Here is a 17,904-nt window from a genome sequence, read left to right as displayed (position 1 = left end):
TACTTAGGAGACCATATTATGTTGAAATCTACTATCTTTGGAATTGATTTAGCTAAAAATATCATTCAGGTTTGCCAAATTAGCAAACATGGCTAGTTAGTAAGTAATAAAGCTGTTAGCCGTCAAAAACTTAAAGAATTACTAGCAAAAGCAAAACCAGCTGTTGTTGCGATAGAAGGCTGTGGCAGTAGCCATTATTGGGGGCGATACGCTGAGCAATTTGGTCATGATGTACGTGTTATTAGCCCTAAAAAAGTAAAAGGCTTTTTACAAGGCCATAAAACAGATGCTAATGATGCCTTAGCAATTGCCAATGCATCATTACAGATAGGGTTGAAAACAAGTAAACCTAAAAGCGAAGAGCAGCAAACGATACAAACATTAGATACAAGCCGACTGTTTTTGTCTCGTAGTATTACCGCTTTGAGCAACCACCTCCGTGCGTTGTTATACGAATATGGCATTGTCAGTACAGTTGGCGTTAAAGGCTTAACGAAAGCGGTACTGGAAACGCTTGATGAAGCGAACTTATTACCAGAGTGTTTACGGTCAGTCGTCAACCAACTTTGGGTGACATATTTGAACTTAAAAACAGAGTTAGCTCTGTTAATCAAAACCAAAAACGCTTTGGTTCGTCAATTACAGCCCTGTAAAGCATTAATGGATTTAGAAGGTGTTGCTGAAGTTTGTGCAGGTATGTTGTATTCCTCAATTGGTGATGGAAAACAGTTCAAAAATGGCTGTGAAGCATCAGCATTTATTGGATTAACACCTAAACAGCATAGTTCCGGCGGTAAAGTGTTTATGACTGGAATTTATCGTGCAGGTGGAATTAAAGAACTGAGGTCAGCTTTGTATCAAGGGGCGCTGTCTTATATCTGTCGGTTGCCAGAAGTGCCCAAAACTGCCAAACAAGCATGGCTTATAAAGTTAGTTGAACGTGCTGGCATTAAACGAAGTTGTATCGCATTGGCAAATAAAACGGTTAGAACCGCCTGGGCAATGCTACGTTATGAGAATAAATATGAACAACAAATTTTAGTAATATAGTAAGTACAAGAAAAACAACAATCACCAAAATTTTTACAATAATGATGAAGCATAAACGGTAAGACCAACCTGTTAAAAACCTGTCCATTGCGAAAGTCATTAAGACTGTTAAGTCGAAGAGGATAGCAGGTGCGCAAACATCATAGGCTAGAAAGTAGCTCTTTCACTAAAAGCCGTATATACGACCGCATCTTAATGTTTATGAAAAATCATATTGTAAAATACGTGGAGTCCATATACGTTATGGGGGCTATTGTGACTTAGCTTTCTATCTCGGTTTGGGGCACATTGCGCCTTGATAAAATGAACCTGTGTAGTATTTTAGACACAAACTTCCTAGCCCGCTAAGGGTGTTCGTGCTTTAGTACGGAAGCGTTGTTTTACCAATATACACAATTTGTGTATATCCGACGTCTCAGTAGGTTATCAATAACCTGCGCCATGATGTAATCCGAGTCTTCTTAATGATTTTAAATTTGTGATTTTCTAGTATAATAAGCCACTAATATATTAGAGTATTTTGTGGTGTCATAATTTATATAAATACTTGTTTATAAAAGCTTAAAAGCTTAAAAGCTTAAAAGCTTAAAAGCTTAATAGATGGGCGTGTGCTCATCTATTAAGTTAGAACATTAAAATCACGACCAAGCTTAAATCACTTGCGATTTATTTTCACTGATGACGCTGACGTACTGAGGCATTGAGCTAATGTTTTCGAGTAGTGATGAATGTTCTAGGAGGCGAACATGGATTTTCAAAACATCTAGTTCTGATAACGACAGAACCTGAGACGCATAAACTATATACTGATCCATAAAAATTCCTTATTTAGTATTATTAATGTTAAGTAAACCGTAGATTGGAGTAATTACCCTGTTTTTTTCTTTTCTCAGGGGTGTTTCTTCCGATCTTGTGATAGAATATAACTATTGGCAGGTTGCGTGTCAATGATAATTTTGAGTTTATGTGAATATTTTTATATAACTAACTAACTAATTCATTATTACACGCCTAGGCGTGTATCGCAAGTGTTTTGTAAAACAACATGACGTGGTTTAATTGATTCGACTAACCCAGTTAAGACATAATTGATTTAACTGGGGATTGAAATGAAAACACGTAAAACCTATTCAAAAGAATTCAAACTTGATGCCATTGCACTGGTAAGAGAGCAAAATTACAGTATTGCTGAAGCAGCTAGAAATTTAGAGGTTACTCCTCAGATTCTTGGTCGTTGGATAAAAGAAGCTGAAAATGACGATGGTCATGCATTTAGAGGGAACGGTAAATTAACACCTGAGCAAGAAGAGATCCGTAAGCTAAAAGCACAAGTAAAACGCTTGGAAATGGAGCGTGAAATATTAAAAAAAGCGACGGTCTTCTTTGCCAAAGAAACGAAGTAAAATACGCGTTTATTGCCCAAAATAAGAAGATCTGGCCTGTGATATTGATGTGTCACGTGTTGGGTGTGAAAAACAATAATTACTACAGCTATCAAAAGCGGAAGTCTCAGGGGCCAGCAAATACAGAGCACCAAGAGATGTTGCAATGGGTTAAAAATATTGCCGAGTTTAGCGATAATACCTATGGTGAAAGACGCATTCAGAAGGCATTAAATGCGCTTGATTTCCCTGTTGGACGTAGGAAAACAGCGCAACTGATGAAAGAAGCACACGTTTGGGTACGTTATAAGAAGAAGAATAAAGCAACAACCAACAGCGACCACAAGAAGCCTGTATATGATAATGAACTTAAACAGAATTTCGATGTTCAACGTCCCAATCAAGCATGGGTGCAAGATATTACGTACATATGGACTGCTGAAGGATGGCTGTATTTAGCTGTCGTAATAGACCTATATTCTCGTAAAGTTGTTGGTTGGAGTATGGGTAGCAGAATGAAAGCACAACTTGTTTGTGATGCCCTAACAATGGCTATATGGCAACGAAAACCTAAAGCCGGATTGATAATACACTCAGATCAAGGCGTTCAATATGCGAGCCATCAATATAGGCGGATACTGAGGCTGCACAAGTTTGTATGCAGTATGAGCAAAAAAGGATGTTGTTGGGATAATGCAGTAGCAGAAAGCTTTTTCGGTAGCTTGAAACAGGAAAGAGTCCACTGGCGCAATTACCGAACACGTTATGCAGCCCAGCAAGATGTATTGAATTACATCACGATGTGGTACAACAGCCAACGGATGCATTCATACCTAAATTATCAGAGCCCCAATGAATTTGAGCGTATGGATAAACCATTAAAAGAAGTAGCTTAAAGAACTTAACTAGGGTGACCGAATTAAGTTGACCAGGTCAGTATCAAAAATTTAGATTAAGGGTTATTTTATTTCTTTTAATCATCCCGCTTGGATAAGTTGACAATTTCTTATCCGGCACCAATGAACGTGACATATAACGACATCGTTCTTCCCCTTTAAACCTGGTGATTGCAATTTTTATACACTGTTAAATAATAGTTGAGCGATGAGGATCTTTATTAATGCTTGAAAAACGAGAAGCGTACAAGACAAAAATAGAAAACGATATGAGAGAGTTGTGCAATACGAATTTTAGCCTACCTGAAACTCGTATTAGAGCAGACATGTATAGAAAAGAACCAGGACTATTTGATAGGATTGATAATCAAAACACTTACGAGTCTAACTACAGATCACATATATATTATAAATTTGAAATAAAAGTATCTCAAATTAAAGCACCGCAACGGATAATTAAACTTTATATCAAAGCTATCGAAGAGGCTGGTTGTAAAAAAGATTTGTTCTCCCAAAATTCTGATGATTTTGCCAAAAAATGTCACGAATGGTTAAGTTCTCAGAAAAAGAAGAATGGAGAATATGCAAATATTGCGGACCATTGGACGGGAAAAAAGCAATTGGGAAAGATCGATGATGAACTGGAACGGCAAATGCAAGTGCTCTCAATTGCTGTCAAATATCAGAGTGAAGGTAAGGATGCATTTAAACAAAAAGCATCATCCGCTTATAATATTTTATCAACAGATCTGTATGGTGAGTTACTGATTGATATAATTTTTAAAAAACAAGTTATTTTCGGGCAAGCGGTGAAATATTTAGAAGAAAATTGTGCAATATTATTGCAAGAAACGATTGATAAAAACACGGTGCCTTACACGTTGATTTATAAGCACTACAACTGGATTTATCAGGCGTTTAATTCTCTTGGGCTACGATCGGTGATGTGTGAAATTTTGTCCGGTTATCGTAACAAAGGTTCAATATTGAAGCAATTGATTGAGTTGTATCCGTACCGTTCGGATTTACTAGAGGACTTTCCTCGCGTTAGTCAGCAAGTCTTCCGAATCAAATCCACGGACTCTAAAAATCCCTTGATAGCCAGCTTTAAGAAAATGCCCCAACGATCAAAAATACGTTCAATGCTCTATCATATCGTGATCAATGTGGATGATACGAATATGAAACGTGTAATTATTGATCGTTTGGAAGAACTCGGTGTAAAGTGTTGTGCAAATGAGAAGCTACTCATGATTAAAACAGGTTGTGCTACATACCAGAAACGCGTGGATAGACCAAATGCTACTAAATTAAATTTAGAAGGTTATTTCGAGTTTCCATCTGGAATATGTGAAATTATCCCCTCCCGGCTCGCATGCATTAAGCCTAATAGCAAACTTGGGCCAGAGTCGTTACTGTTAAAGATTGGTACAGCTTATGATTTACTTTTCCCTGCGACAAAAAACAAAAACAAGGAATATGACTGCACTGGTGAGTTGAGAGTAATGACTAGAGTCAAATATGAGAGCGATTACCTACAGTTGTTGAATTCGTCATCGGTGGAGCTTAAGAAGAATTAAAGCCTGTTTTGTTGCATTTATAAATTATACGTAAAGTGCGTTACGCACTTTTCCCATATTTATTTATGCTTTTTAAATCAATGGTCTATAGTATGGCTAATGCCCGTTCCATTAATTATGTGATCTAATAAGGTACAATTTAAAGGTGCTGAATATGACTCAAGATGGTACTGTCAAGTTAAGGCAACTTTCAACAAACATGCGATAATCAACGCATGAAAAATCCAAATATCTATGCCGGTTATCGTTATCCTGCCCAAATCATTAGCCACACAGTTTGGCTTTATCATCGTTTTACACTTAGCTTTCGAGATATCGAAGAATTGCTTTCAGTACGAGGTGTAGTTGTAAGTTATGAAACAATCCGTCAGTGGTGCAAAAAGTATGGCTCAATTTACTGTAATCAAATAAAAAAGAGCCGTGGTCAGCTTGGTGATACTTGGTATCTGGATGAGGTTTTCATCAAAATAAATGGTGTGCTGCATTACTTGTGGCGAGCTGTAGATCAAGATGGTGACGAAATCGATATTTTGGTTCAGAAACGTAAAAATAAAAAAGCAGCGATGCGATTCTTTAAACAATTGTTAAAAGGGGAGAAGGGCACCCCGTTAAAGGTTGTTACTGATAAACTTAAAAGTTATTCAGCAGCAAAAAAAGAATTAATTCCAAGTGTTGAACACTCTACGGTTCAATATGAAAACAACCGGTGTGAATTGTCACATCAGCCGACTCGGCAACAAGAAAAACAGATGCGGAAGTTTAAATCTCATGGGCAAGCTCAACGATTTTTGAGTTGCCATGGAGTAGTAAATAACTTGTTTAGACCTGGTCGCCATTTACTCAAAGCTAAACATTATCGCACTTTCCGCGATCGTTCCTTCGCAGAGTGGGATAGGGTTAGTTGCGTCCAAAATTTAGATTAAGGTATGTTTAGTCGAATTTACTCGGCTCAGCTCGATAAGTTGACAATACCCTAAAACAGCAAAACAAGCATGGCTTATAAAATTAGTTGAACGGGCAGGCATTAAACGAACCTGTATTGCTTTAGCTAATAAAACCGTTAGAAATGCCTGGGCAATGTTACGTTATGAAAACAAATATGAGCAACAACTTTTAGCAATATAGTAAACAAGAGAAAAACAATAATTACCCAAATTTTTACAATAATGATGAAGCATAAACGGTAAGACCAACCTGTTAAAAACCTGACATTTGCGAAAGTCATAAAGACTGTTAGCTCGAAAAGGATAACAGGTGCGCAAACATCATAGGTTAGAAAGTAGCTCTTTCACTAAAAGCCGTATATACGACCGCATCTTAATGTTTATAAAAAATCATATTGTAAAATACGTGGAGTCCATATACGTGAATGGGCACTAAGGATAATAGAAAAAAAAACTATTTGACTTTTAGTTAGTGGCATGAATTGCAGCACTACTTTAGATCTTCTTTCTTTATATTCAAATTAGACGTATCAAAAACATCACCTCTGAAGGTTAGAAAGTCATCATCAGCTTTTTCAGTTTGTTCTGCATACCCCCCCATTCCCTTTCGCTGATTGTAGGAAGCTCATTAGCATGACCTGTATAATTCGTTACTTTTTTTAGAAGATATTTTTCTAACAATTTTGTTTGATCATAACCCACTCTTCAATAAACTATAGTAGCGCCTATTTTGTACATTCCCAGTCCCTTGGTGGGGGGGACGTGACTTGATATACTGGCTCACTATGGTCTCGTATTCGGCAATTTACTGACTTTTTAGTAAAGTAATATAATGTTTTTCACATCATAGATGCTGAATATAAATTGAGAAGTAATTTGCTTAAAGAAAGCGGGCTGAGAAAGTTATCCTTTATGCAAAAAAAGTAATATCAACCTTAATGACTTTGATTATTTAAAAATTAATTTATCTTAAAATATAGAGATTAACCAACAAGCTAAAATTTTCAATGAGGATGTTTTTGACAGCTCAATCAAACTTATTGGTTTAGATATTTTTTAAAATTAAAGTTCAGAATTATTTATTTTATGGGATGATCTCTAAATATTAGCATTTACATCGTGCACCAACTTTGTTCGCGCTTCTTTTCTTTTTTCAAAATAACCATACCGATCATAAATACCCTCAGCACCTTTCAGCTTATTATTCAAGCAGCGATCGACTTCATGGTCGGGCGTTCCTTGTGCCGCTAATAGGCTTCTACAAGTACGTCTTAAATCATGTACGGTGAAATGTACCATATGGAAATGGAACAGAGCCTTAACAACACAGTCATATTTAGATATTGAGGTCGCCCTCATTATTAAAAAATGGCCCATGCACTTAACGTGCTTAGGCCATTGATTATTTGTAATACTGTTTGCGCCTTTTTGAGTTGTGTTTCCATGATCTCCCTAAGTCGCACACGATAGACGGTAAATCATCCCATGCGCTAGCTAAGGCTCTACCACGCCTTGCTCTTAGCTTGATTGGGTAACCTTTAACTTCAATTAAGTGCAAAAAGTAATAGCTCTTTTCCTGTTTTGTACTGAAATGTTTATGCATGCCACTACGAATGCTAGGGTAATATACCCAAGCGTATAATTTGTTACTTTCGTTGATGTAATGGCGATACTGTGATTTTAGTTTTTTCATTTTTCCTCCTAGTAAAGTACCTAGAAGGGGTCCTGCTCAAAATAATTCATTTGCACTCCTGTTGACTAAATAAACTTAATTAAGGCGATAGGTGTTCTGTGCCTTTTTAATGTAATTGATAACTTTTTCTCTTAGCTCAAGTGGTCTAATCACCTCAATATAATAGGCGTATTTAAATAGCCATTTTTCGAGAGAGTCACTATGCTTAACTGTTGCTCTAATCTCTGTAAACTCACCATTAATTTCTGAGATTGATTGGTTAATATTGAATTTATTTTCATGTAATAAATGAGCGTAATTTTCTGTTTTAATATTCAATACCAGATTAATTTCTGTGCCACCTGAAAAATACTTATCTTGCGTTGCATATTCATGAATATTAAATGCACTGGTGTCATTAATGGTCGTGAATTCAGGTACTAATGTTTCAATGCGCGATAGTTTAAATGTTCTGATTTCATTTGTTTCATTACGCTCATCAACATTTTTATTGGCAATCAGGTAAAAGTTGGGAAAGCGTAAAATAATACCAAGTGGTGTGATGTGATAAGTCGATAAAATTTGTTCTCGTGTTTTGTACTGCATACATATATTTTTTTTATCTAACAAGGCTTGTTCGATGAGTTGAAAATGTTTTTTATTATAAGCTGGCGCTTGCAGTTGAAATTCATGCTGAACGTAATGAAAGCTTTTTTTCCAAAGTTTAATATTCTTATTCTTAGGCGCACCCACAGCGTTAAATATGTGTTCTGCATCGCCCCTTAGTGTGTATGGGAGCATCTCAATAATGTGGGGTTTGATTACTTCAAGTGGTAATCCTTTGTTAATAACATCTGTACGGCTAGGATGAGGGTGTTTTTCTGCAATTCGGTAGTGCTTAGGGTGTTTATCACTGATCTCTTCAATACTGCAGTATTCTTCGCAAACCTCTTTTACGAGACGACGAACCATCTTCATTTGGCTGCTATCGTCAGTGTTTTCATTAAGTAGTGACTTTTGTGCGAGTACATCTTTAATATCTCTAATTGAAATAGCGTCTGGATAGCAGGGAATACTTGCTAATATGTTTTCAATTCTGCGCAATGTTTTATTCACAACAACTCCTCATTTCAGTCCATTATAGTCCTCACAGGGACATTTTTTGTCCCTGTGGGGGCTATTATATGCCGCAGAGATTATTTTGCGGTGTTTGTTTGTAACTTTTGTGAATAAGCGAGTGGGGGGAGAATATTTTGGAGCGAACGGTAAATAAAAATAAAGCGAATATATATATTTCAGATGATCAATCTAAAGTATTGGACATAGTTAAGCTGGGGGGGAATGTTTATTTTACTGGTCCAGCTGGAACAGGGAAAACTACTCTGGTCGACGCTATTAGACAATTATACCCATCCTTAAGTGTGGTTGCTCCGACTGGTGTTGCTGCACTGAATATCGATGGCAGTACGATTCATAGTTTTTTTGGGTTGCCTTATGGTCCTTATTATATTGATGAACTGAATTTAGAAGATGAAGATAAATTAAAGGGGTTAGCACAACTCACTATTATTATATTTGATGAAATATCAATGATGACTCCTGATTTGTTTGAAGCGACAGAATATTTATGCCGAATCGCAACAAAGCGTTATTTACCAAATATTAGTGAAGATAAGCCTTTTGGGGGGAAGCAAATAATAATGTGTGGTGATTTTTCTCAGCTTCCACCTGTTGCAAAAGGTAAAAGTCGTCATTTTTACACTGGAGAATATGAGCACTCGTCGCCTTTCATTTTTCATAGCTTACTTTGGCGGGAAATGGACTTTCGTTGTTGTAAGTTGACAACACAGCATCGTCAGATTGGTCAAGAGCAAGCTTGTTTTAGGTATGCATTAGAGAGAATAAGAAAAGGCGAAGTAAATGATTTGGATTTTTTTGACTCAAATGTGAAAACAGGTGCTGATGATAATGCTCTGATAATTACGACAGTTAATAGCATTGCGAAAAAAACTAATGAAAAAAAATTAAAAAGATTATTAATTCATGGTGCTATAAATAAGAATTATCATGCTCAGCATTCTCCACTCTTTCCTAAAGAAATATTCAATTCTCATGGCGACCCTGCAATACATTGCTTAAAACTATGCATTGGAGCAAGGGTGATGACAACCATTAATAATTATGATGAGGGTTATGTTAATGGCTCTATTGGCACTGTGGTTAGTTTAAATAAACGGAGTGTTGACATATTACTAGATAATGGAGCAATCATTACCGTGACTTCCTATACATGGAGTAAGTCAATGGTAGAAGGTTTGATTCCACCTTCCAAAATAAAGAAAACAGTATTAGCAGAAGGAACGTTTTTTTCTCAGCTTCCATTAAAACTGGCTTGGGCTGTAACAGTGCATAAGTCTCAAGGGGCAACTTATGACAAAGTACACATTGAATTCGGTGATAAATACTGCTTCTCCCACGGTCAACTTTATGTTGCTTTATCCCGTTGCCGTACCATCGAAGGTATGTCGATGAGTCGTAAGCTATCTTCTCGTGATGTACATTTTTCTGAAGAGGTTAGAGTGTTTGAAGAGGCTTTCGGTCTATAAACAACAATTTTTGGTTGTTTTTTGTCGTGGTATAAATTGGATAGAGGGATAAATTAAATGAATCAGCGATTTAAAAGGGACAAAATAGCCTCTGCTGAAAGTAGTTTACTTGAAAGTTCTTTCATATCAGACCTTGTTACAATTGCTAAGTCTAAAGGAATAGAGGTGCATTACATTGACTTTAAATAATATGAAGATGCAATTGATGCGTTTTCTGATATTAAAAATGAAAAGTTTAACAAGGTAATTAAAGAAGTGCCACATGGTGGACGTATATGGGGACTGTTGAGCAACAGCCTACAATACTAATTTTCGATAATTGTGATTCTTTAGCTCCGCTGAGCTGTTCTTTAACATTCACGCTACAACCTATTCTAACGACTCAAAAAGATGACAATATTAAAAGTATATTCATCGCTAAGCAAAAGGGATTGGATATGGTGTTTGGTAATAATAAAACAGCACTTTATCAGTCTAACAATTGGATAACAGATAGGCTTTAATTTGTAAGCTTTCAGATCGAAAGATCTGGAGAAAGGGGGCTTCAACCAAAACGTAATTATTTATTACAAGTAACTTTATGAAAATCCGATTTATTAACTATGAAAATGTGACTCTTATTACACAGAGGTTTCAATGACGACAGAACGCACAAAAATGTTATTAGAATTAGCAACGACACTAGATAGTGACGAAAAAATATGGCTAGCAAAAGCATTAAAGGTTGATGATTATGAGAAGGCTTTTGATGAAATCCATCAAAACATTTGGCGACCTTATTATAAACATGGATATGGTGGAAAGCTTGATGACATTATTGAATGCAACTATAAAGCAGGGAATGGCCAAGGTGTGATGGAGGCACAGAATAATGATGTGCTCGATGCTATTGAAATTTTACATGATATGTATGTTGATATCTTAGGAAAGAATAATATAAAAACCTTTTAAACCTAGAAGTATTAGGCCTGAATAGGCAATTAATCAGGAAGCTATTTGAGATGAGCGAAGCTAAGATCCATTTTATTAGTAAGTATGTAAGCACTCATTCACCATCAGAAGTCATTGAAATGTGGTGTGAGTTATATGATGAAGACCCTGCCACTGTTTGGCAGTGGGCTGCTAGTAATAAAATTGTGTTGTTAAAAGGCGGTATTAGAAAGGCTACTTGGCATCGCCGTTTTTTATCTAGCCATTCTGAACAATGTATTGAGATAGCCCAAATAGCCCCTAAGCATCAAAAACAAGAATTAAATAAATCGGGTGGCAGTGACGATGTACTTCCTAGTGCATTAAATCTTAACCCTATTGTTCAAATATTGGGGGAGCATTTACAGTTAACTACACTTCAAATGAAAGGTTCGCTCTATTTATTGAAATGCCCCACAGGTATAGGGAAAACTTTCGCAACAGTAGTACAACTTTTTAACCACCTAAAAAAATGCGTGTCGGGCGAACAAGAACTAAAACGTATCTATTTCGTGACAGACTTACTCGACAATGTTAACGATGCGCTGGCAAACCTTGAAAAGATGATAGAAAACGATGAGCAATCTTCCTCCCAAGAAAAAGTGAAGATGAAAAAGCAAATCGTTACCCTGCCTAGTCAGCAAGATATTATTTTAAGACTTAATGAAAAACAGCTAAATGATATTCTCGAATTACTCGATGTAAGTAGTAAAAAGTATCTTCAGCAACGATTTAGCATTGTAAAATCCAGTGCTGAAAATTTTGATAGCAATAAAGCAAGACTGCCACTTACTCATATAAAAGTGATTGAAAATTCAATCAGTGAAGATGCAGGTAAGTTATACGGTACCTTGATGAGTGCTCTACGCCAAAAAATTAAATTATCCCCCTTTTTATTGGAAAATGAATCTTTTATTTATAAGGTTTCTTGTCTAGTTCCTGGCGCTTTGCTGAAAGCTGAGTTTGCATCAGTTGCTTTTTTGACCACTAAAAAATTACTGTCTGGTTATGATACTTTGAAGTATCGCTTTAAACCTTTAATTGCCGAGTCGGGTGCAATTTTTTTTATTGATGAATTTGATAAGCAATCAAAGGTAGTACTTGACTACCTTATTCAAGCCAAGCCTATTGATTTAATTAAAACGGTTAAAGATATAAACAGCCAATTGACGACACATTATTTCGAGGCTACTGATCAATTTGAAGGTATTAGTGATTGTTTTGAAGCTGTGAGAGAGTTTAGTGAGGTACTTTCTAAGCATTGGCATGTTCAACAACCTATTGGTATTGATAGCGAACTTTGGAGTGCAAGTGAGAAAAACGTTACACTATTTTCGGATAAAATCACCATACATACTGCTAGTATTAATGGAAAACTATATATTGGCTTTGATAGTGAGAGTGAAAAATCGAAAGTTTCACTACACAAATTTGATGGTTCACGATCTTTACAAGGCTTTATTAAGCAAGCAAACCAGTATTGTAACAGCACCTTTCCACAAGCTTGCCTTGCTGCTTCCAATATCCTGATTAAAAATGAGGGGGATGAATCTAGTACTCAAAATGAAGCGTGTTACCGGGTTTTAAGGAACATTAATTTAGAGCATTTAACCCCTCATATTACAGATCGGTTTCATTTTAGTCCTGTACGTAAAAATAAGAGTGCGAAGGGAACGCCATTTAGTTATCACACAAGGGGGCTTAAGCTTACCGAATTGATTGTTCCTGAGCGTGACAAATATACAATAACGGCAATGCATCATTCGTATGAAATAAGCCCAACTGCAATTTTGGCTGATTTGGTCATTCAAGGAAATGATGTCATTGGTATTTCTGCGACCGCTGAGTCTGAATCTGTATTACATAATTTTGATTTATCATTTTTAAGACGGGTAATTGGTGAAGAGCGTTATATTGAACCTAGTAGAGAAAACCTTGATAAAGTGGCTTCTTACTATCACCAAAAGCGAAATTATGTAGCTAATGGTATTGAACAACAGGTTAGTTTTCATGATGTTGACTACCAGTACCTTTGCGATGAAATCATCAGGCAGTTTGGTCCAGATAGCCTAGTCGAGAATATTATCAGAGAGTTAGCAGGGCTAGAGCAAAATCAAAGTCCAAATCACGCTGTTAATTGGATATCAAAGGTACTAAAAGCGATTCAAGCATTTATCAATAATCCTCACCAGCGTTACATGGTATCGCTATTAAGCAGGGGAGTCACTCGGCCAGTATTAATTGGTTTTTTATCTAAATACGTTGAAAACTTGTCTCTATCGAACGCAGTAGGAGCTAAATTATTTTGTGGTGTTAATGCTAGATACTTAAGGGAGCAATACCAGCAAAATGTAATCAAAGTACTTGAGAAGGATCCTTGTAAAGTTATCGTTTTTTCTACCTATGCCACTATGGGGGCGGGTACCAATATAGATTATATATTTGATCCAAAGATTGAGTTCTCACAACCTATTAACGTTGATGATTGTTCAAATACTGAACAGAAAACTGATGTAGATTGCCTGTATTTAGAATGTCCGACTCATATGTTTAGTGTATCTTCTGGGGATGAAGAACAAGCGAGTTTAATCGAGTCAAAAATGATGGTGTTACATCAGGTTCTTTCACTTCAAGAGGCATATGAAATTTCACCAAATTTAGCACAGCGTTGGAGTAATGAAATTATTAAAAGTGCTTCAGTAAAAGGTCTTTCTTATGCTTGCAGAGAGATGCAATCTAAATACAAAACTGCAGAAGATTATCTTTGTTCAGTGCGTTCCAAAATTGAACAGGCTGTGGGGAGAACTGCGCGTACTGCAAATAAACGCAAACAAATAAGCTTCCATTTAGATATAGCTTTAAAAGATATATTGGCGGCTGACAATAGGAAAAATATCCTGTTATCAAATGAGTATTTGGCATTAGTGCGTGAAGCGAAAACCTCAGATAAAGGCTCTGTGAAGCGCCCTAATAAGCTTGATCGTCAATTGCATATCGCAAATTTACATACTCGGAAAACTGTAGAGCAAATTAAATGGTACCTCACTGAATTTTTTACCCTATCTGATCTAAATACTCAAAGTGCTGAACATTGGTTAGCGATACGCTGCCAGCTCTTAAATCAACCAACCTCAACGAGTGTTAACCATAATTTGGACTTCCTTTATGTTCAATCTCCAATGCTAGGGCATTATGTTTATGATCATAAAAGCTCAGATTCTTGCCAGCAACTTAGTAAGTATCGTTTTTTTGAAGGTGGCAGTTTTGTCAGTGAGTCAGAGAGTGGCTTAGCGCAGTTAATGAAATGTGATGTTATTAAACAAGCATTTGAAGATAAAGGTTATGCGACTTCGTGGGGGAGTTGCGAATGGATTATGAACCCTGTCGCTTTTCAAGCGTTATATAAAGGCGCACTGGGCGAAGAGGCTGGTGAAGCTATCTTACTACATGCTGATATAGAAGTGTTACCGATGCCAATCGAACATTTTGAAAGGTTTGACAGTATTGTCCGCTATCAAGGCAAGCAATCCTTGATTGATTTTAAATATTGGAACCTAGATGCATGGAATATCCGTAAAAGGGAGGAAAAGCAGAAGTACCTTACTCATATTATTAATAAAGCCAATGAAGTAGGTAGCCAGCGAGCCATTATTTGTAATGTGTTTGATGAAAATACGCTTTCAATTCAAGCTTTTGATATAAATGGTGAATATATTAATCCCTCGAATGAAAGCGCTGTGGTATTGGCTATACCAAGTCTGTTGCAAACAGGTTCGATGAAGATAAATGATGAAGCTATTATAAAAATTAAGCAATGGATTAAAAGGTAGGGGAATATGCAAGAGCGAGTCTTAACTAATAAAATAGCACGGTTTCAGTTTAATGAATGTGAATTGGATAAACGGTTTGATTTTTATCGTGTGAAGTTACCGGAAGAGGGAAGTTACCCACAAAAGTTAGTGCAAGTAAAAAGAGCGCTTGCCCCTATATCCTCGGTATATTTCAACCGAGATACATATTATGCCATGGTGAAAAAAAATACGAAAATACATCAGAATGATGCTCTTGCAATTAAGCCTATCCCTGCTTTAGCGTTAGCGGAAGGTCATGAAATTGTTCTCGCACGCTTATTGTTAAGAGCAGTACCAATATTATTAGGTGAAGGTAATAGTATCGAAGCTGATGGCCTTTATTATTTAGTGAAAAAACGAAAGTTCAAAGAGTTTGATTGCTTTGTTGGGTTAAATGTAGATTTTAGATGGATTAGTAGCCCTTTTTCTTGCAACGTTATCGTGCTTAATGCACAAACATTTACTCCATATCAGATGCATAATAAGAATAAAGTATCACGTTACCCACGATTTGATACTTCTCTGTTTAAAAAACTTATTAAACGAAGCCCTACAGGAGAGTATGTTAAGAGAGGAATTCCCAAAACTAAAGCATCTGTAGATATGTTGGATATTAACGGAGAGGAGCTAGCTAACTTCAACAACTCTAAATGTGGGTTCCTCAACCAAGCACAGCAAGATATTGAGCGTGTATACGGGGAAAGTTTTACATTTGATCTCGAGTATTCTGAGCCAGATTATCGAATCCATCATTCTAAAAAAATAATCTTAGAAGACTACAGACAAATAGCTGAATACTTACAAAGCCAAGGATTGAATTTGTGCAATCTTTCAGGTGATCATCATTTGAATAATGAAGTGTTGGAAAGCGTGAATAAACAAGCCGGAGTGTTGCCCAAGTTAGTGGAAGAACCTGTTTCAGATATGGTAAATTTGGTACTTGTTAAGAGTCCTGATTATTACAAAGAGTTCGGTCTTGAAGATCCGTATCTTACTGCTAAAAACATAGACCCATATTGCCAAGCAATTATCGTAGATAACTTATTCGTAAAAGGAGCAATTAAGAAAGACCCACTGCTAGTATCTTTGAAAGAGTTGGTTATTAAACAAGAGATTAAATCACAAAAGTTTTCATTGAAAAAATTACCGGGACACTGGGGGTTTGTGTACGTATCTCAGAAAAAGCGGGAAGAAGAGTTTACTTACCATTATTTAGAAATTAAAGATGGCTCTTTTCAATATGTTGTAATGACACCAATTGAATGGTTAGAGCATTCTGAAGCGCACTTTGATATAGAAACTAAAGATCAATACTTAGCGATCGATTACGATGAAGATAACTATGTTCTGATAACTGAAAAAGAGGTAATGGCGATCCCTGATTATCGTGAAATATTTGAGCGGTTAGTGGAGTTGGAACGTGGCAGAGGATTGGCTATCCCAGTATCAGCACTTCAAAATTATATGTTCAGAATTCAGGATTCAAAAAATAAAACTGAGCAAAGCCTTTTACTAGAGCTGGATGAAGTACTTTCAAGGAATGCTAATAAGGCTGAAATATGTTATGAAGAGTTATATGTTATTAAGAACGACAAGAAGAAAACGATTGCTTATCAAGGAGCAAAACAAAAGTTCTATGATTACTTGATGGATGAGTATGATTTACACCTAAAAGTATCTCTAAAATCAAAAGATGGCACACTTTCGAGTTCTCTGGGCTTCTTCTATTCACCTACGGCAGAATGTTACTTTGTAGGTAGCCACGAAGGAGCAAAATCCACTATCAACAATTTCAGCAAACTTCGGCATGTAGAGACTGACTATGCTGAAATTCCTTTAAAATTTTGGACGCAATTTGATGCTTTTTACGTCCGTCATAAGCAGGGCACTGTAATGCCTTTTGCTTTCAAATACTTAAGAGGGTGTCATGAAATTTCGGTAGGGAGAACATAAATTTTGAATTCAGATTTTGATTTTATTGGTGATTCAGAGTTTACCACGCATAATTCACCTCTAAGTTATTTTTTTCATTATAACCTTATCAAGGTTTCTACAAATAGAGGCGCGGACCAGGTAGTGTTTTGCCATAAGCTACTTACATATATTGCAGGGACTTTAAAGTAATTCGTAGCCCACTCTACTCTCTATTTTTTGTGTGAATATCGCACGCAAATATTACAACATCAGCTTTACAGGGTTGAGGTTAATATGCATCGAACTCATTATGGATATCACTCAATTCTTGTATCTTCATATTACCTCAAACCGATTACAATAATTATTATCTACTATATATTCTCAAAGGGACGTTTTATGTCTCTCTAAACTTTATTATTGATACCTAAGTATTCAATCAATGGAAAGTGTCATTTGACTTCTGAAATCATAGAGCAACCTGTTCCACCGATGTTAACTACGGCAAAACGTTTTATTGATAATGCCTGGTTATTACCCCTTTTTGAAATTACTTCTGCAGAAAGTAGTTTGATTGAAACTTCTTTCATTACTGAGCTTTCTGCGATTGCTAAGTTGAAGGGAATAGAAGTGCATTATATCGATTTCAAGGAATATGAAGATCCAATTGCTGCTTTCACTGATAATAAAAATGAAAATTTTAAAAAAGTAGTTGAAGAGGTACCACACGGTGGGGCGTATTTGAATGCTGTTGTGCAGTCACCTACGATATTGATTTTCGATAATTGTGATTATTTAGCTCCTTTAAACTGCTCTATCACATACACGCTACGGTCTATATTAACTACACAAAAAGATAACAATATAAAAAGCATATTTATAGCTAAGCAGAAGTCATTGGATATGATGTTTAGTGATAATAGAGCTGCATTTTATCATTCGAACTTCTCGATAACAGAACGGTTGGTTTAGATTTTAAACCTCTAGTTATAAAAGATTGGTTATCTCTCGTCATTTTCTGGCGATTATTTAATATAACA

The 17,904-nt window shown here is 36.2% G+C and carries 11 protein-coding genes and 3 pseudogenes; 11 read left to right on the top strand and 3 right to left on the bottom strand.

Annotation, left to right across the window (positions count from 1 at the left end; translation table 11 throughout):
- The first annotated feature begins 18 nt into the window (after window positions 1–18).
- The 5 genes and pseudogenes from QQK09_RS00280 to QQK09_RS19345 all read left to right on the top strand — a co-directional run.
- Window positions 19–1,050, top strand: a pseudogene (locus QQK09_RS00280) (IS110 family RNA-guided transposase).
- 1,109 nt (window positions 1,051–2,159) lie between these two features.
- Window positions 2,160–3,328 (top strand): IS3 family transposase gene (locus QQK09_RS00275; protein ID WP_284202108.1). Its coding sequence is split into 2 segments (ribosomal slippage): window positions 2,160–2,406 and window positions 2,406–3,328, totalling 1,170 coding nucleotides; the frame shifts between segments, so codons are not numbered across the junction.
- A gap of 224 nt (window positions 3,329–3,552) precedes the next feature.
- Window positions 3,553–4,908 (top strand): hypothetical protein, encoded by a 1,356-nt coding sequence (locus QQK09_RS00270; protein ID WP_284202107.1) that lies wholly within the window; start codon window positions 3,553–3,555, stop codon window positions 4,906–4,908.
- A gap of 215 nt (window positions 4,909–5,123) precedes the next feature.
- A complete protein-coding gene (locus QQK09_RS00265) occupies window positions 5,124–5,831 on the top strand; it encodes an IS6 family transposase (RefSeq protein WP_284202106.1) in 708 nt (235 codons plus the stop codon).
- A gap of 49 nt (window positions 5,832–5,880) precedes the next feature.
- Window positions 5,881–6,033: pseudogene (locus tag QQK09_RS19345) on the top strand (IS110 family RNA-guided transposase); the annotation flags it as partial.
- Window positions 6,034–6,950: 917 nt separating this feature from the next.
- Here QQK09_RS19345 and QQK09_RS19440 read toward each other — a convergent pair.
- The 3 genes and pseudogenes from QQK09_RS19440 to QQK09_RS00250 all read right to left on the bottom strand — a co-directional run.
- Window positions 6,951–7,145: pseudogene (locus QQK09_RS19440) on the bottom strand (integrase); the annotation flags it as partial.
- Window positions 7,146–7,254: 109 nt separating this feature from the next.
- Window positions 7,255–7,545, bottom strand: a complete 291-nt coding sequence (locus QQK09_RS00255; protein ID WP_284202105.1) for a hypothetical protein — start codon at window positions 7,543–7,545, stop codon at window positions 7,255–7,257.
- Window positions 7,546–7,620: 75 nt separating this feature from the next.
- Window positions 7,621–8,640, bottom strand: coding sequence for a WYL domain-containing protein (locus QQK09_RS00250; protein ID WP_284202104.1), 1,020 nt, complete (start codon window positions 8,638–8,640; stop codon window positions 7,621–7,623).
- 137 nt (window positions 8,641–8,777) lie between these two features.
- Between QQK09_RS00250 and QQK09_RS00245 the strand changes: the two genes are divergently transcribed.
- The 6 genes from QQK09_RS00245 to QQK09_RS00220 all read left to right on the top strand — a co-directional run bounded on the left by QQK09_RS00245 (window position 8,778) and on the right by QQK09_RS00220 (window position 17,836).
- Complete coding sequence (locus tag QQK09_RS00245) at window positions 8,778–10,130, top strand: ATP-dependent DNA helicase (RefSeq protein ID WP_284202103.1); 1,353 nt, start codon at window positions 8,778–8,780, stop codon at window positions 10,128–10,130.
- A 275-nt stretch (window positions 10,131–10,405) separates the two neighbouring features.
- A complete protein-coding gene (locus tag QQK09_RS00240; RefSeq protein WP_284202102.1) occupies window positions 10,406–10,633 on the top strand; it encodes a hypothetical protein in 228 nt (75 codons plus the stop codon).
- Between the two features lie 133 nt (window positions 10,634–10,766).
- On the top strand, window positions 10,767–11,081 hold the full coding sequence (locus QQK09_RS00235; protein ID WP_284202101.1) for a hypothetical protein: 315 nt from the start codon (window positions 10,767–10,769) through the stop codon (window positions 11,079–11,081).
- Between the two features lie 185 nt (window positions 11,082–11,266).
- Complete coding sequence (locus QQK09_RS00230; protein WP_284202100.1) at window positions 11,267–14,929, top strand: hypothetical protein; 3,663 nt, start codon at window positions 11,267–11,269, stop codon at window positions 14,927–14,929.
- 6 nt (window positions 14,930–14,935) lie between these two features.
- A complete protein-coding gene (locus QQK09_RS00225; RefSeq protein WP_284202099.1) occupies window positions 14,936–16,903 on the top strand; it encodes a hypothetical protein in 1,968 nt (655 codons plus the stop codon).
- A 417-nt stretch (window positions 16,904–17,320) separates the two neighbouring features.
- Window positions 17,321–17,836, top strand: a complete 516-nt coding sequence (locus QQK09_RS00220; protein WP_284202098.1) for a hypothetical protein — start codon at window positions 17,321–17,323, stop codon at window positions 17,834–17,836.
- Window positions 17,837–17,904: the final 68 nt, after the last annotated feature.

It is taken from the genome of Psychromonas marina (assembly GCF_030161115.1).
Classification (GTDB): Bacteria; Pseudomonadota; Gammaproteobacteria; order Enterobacterales; family Psychromonadaceae; genus Psychromonas; species Psychromonas marina.
The sequence above is the reverse complement of the archived record's forward strand: the minus strand, read 5'-3'. Positions and strand labels throughout refer to the sequence as shown.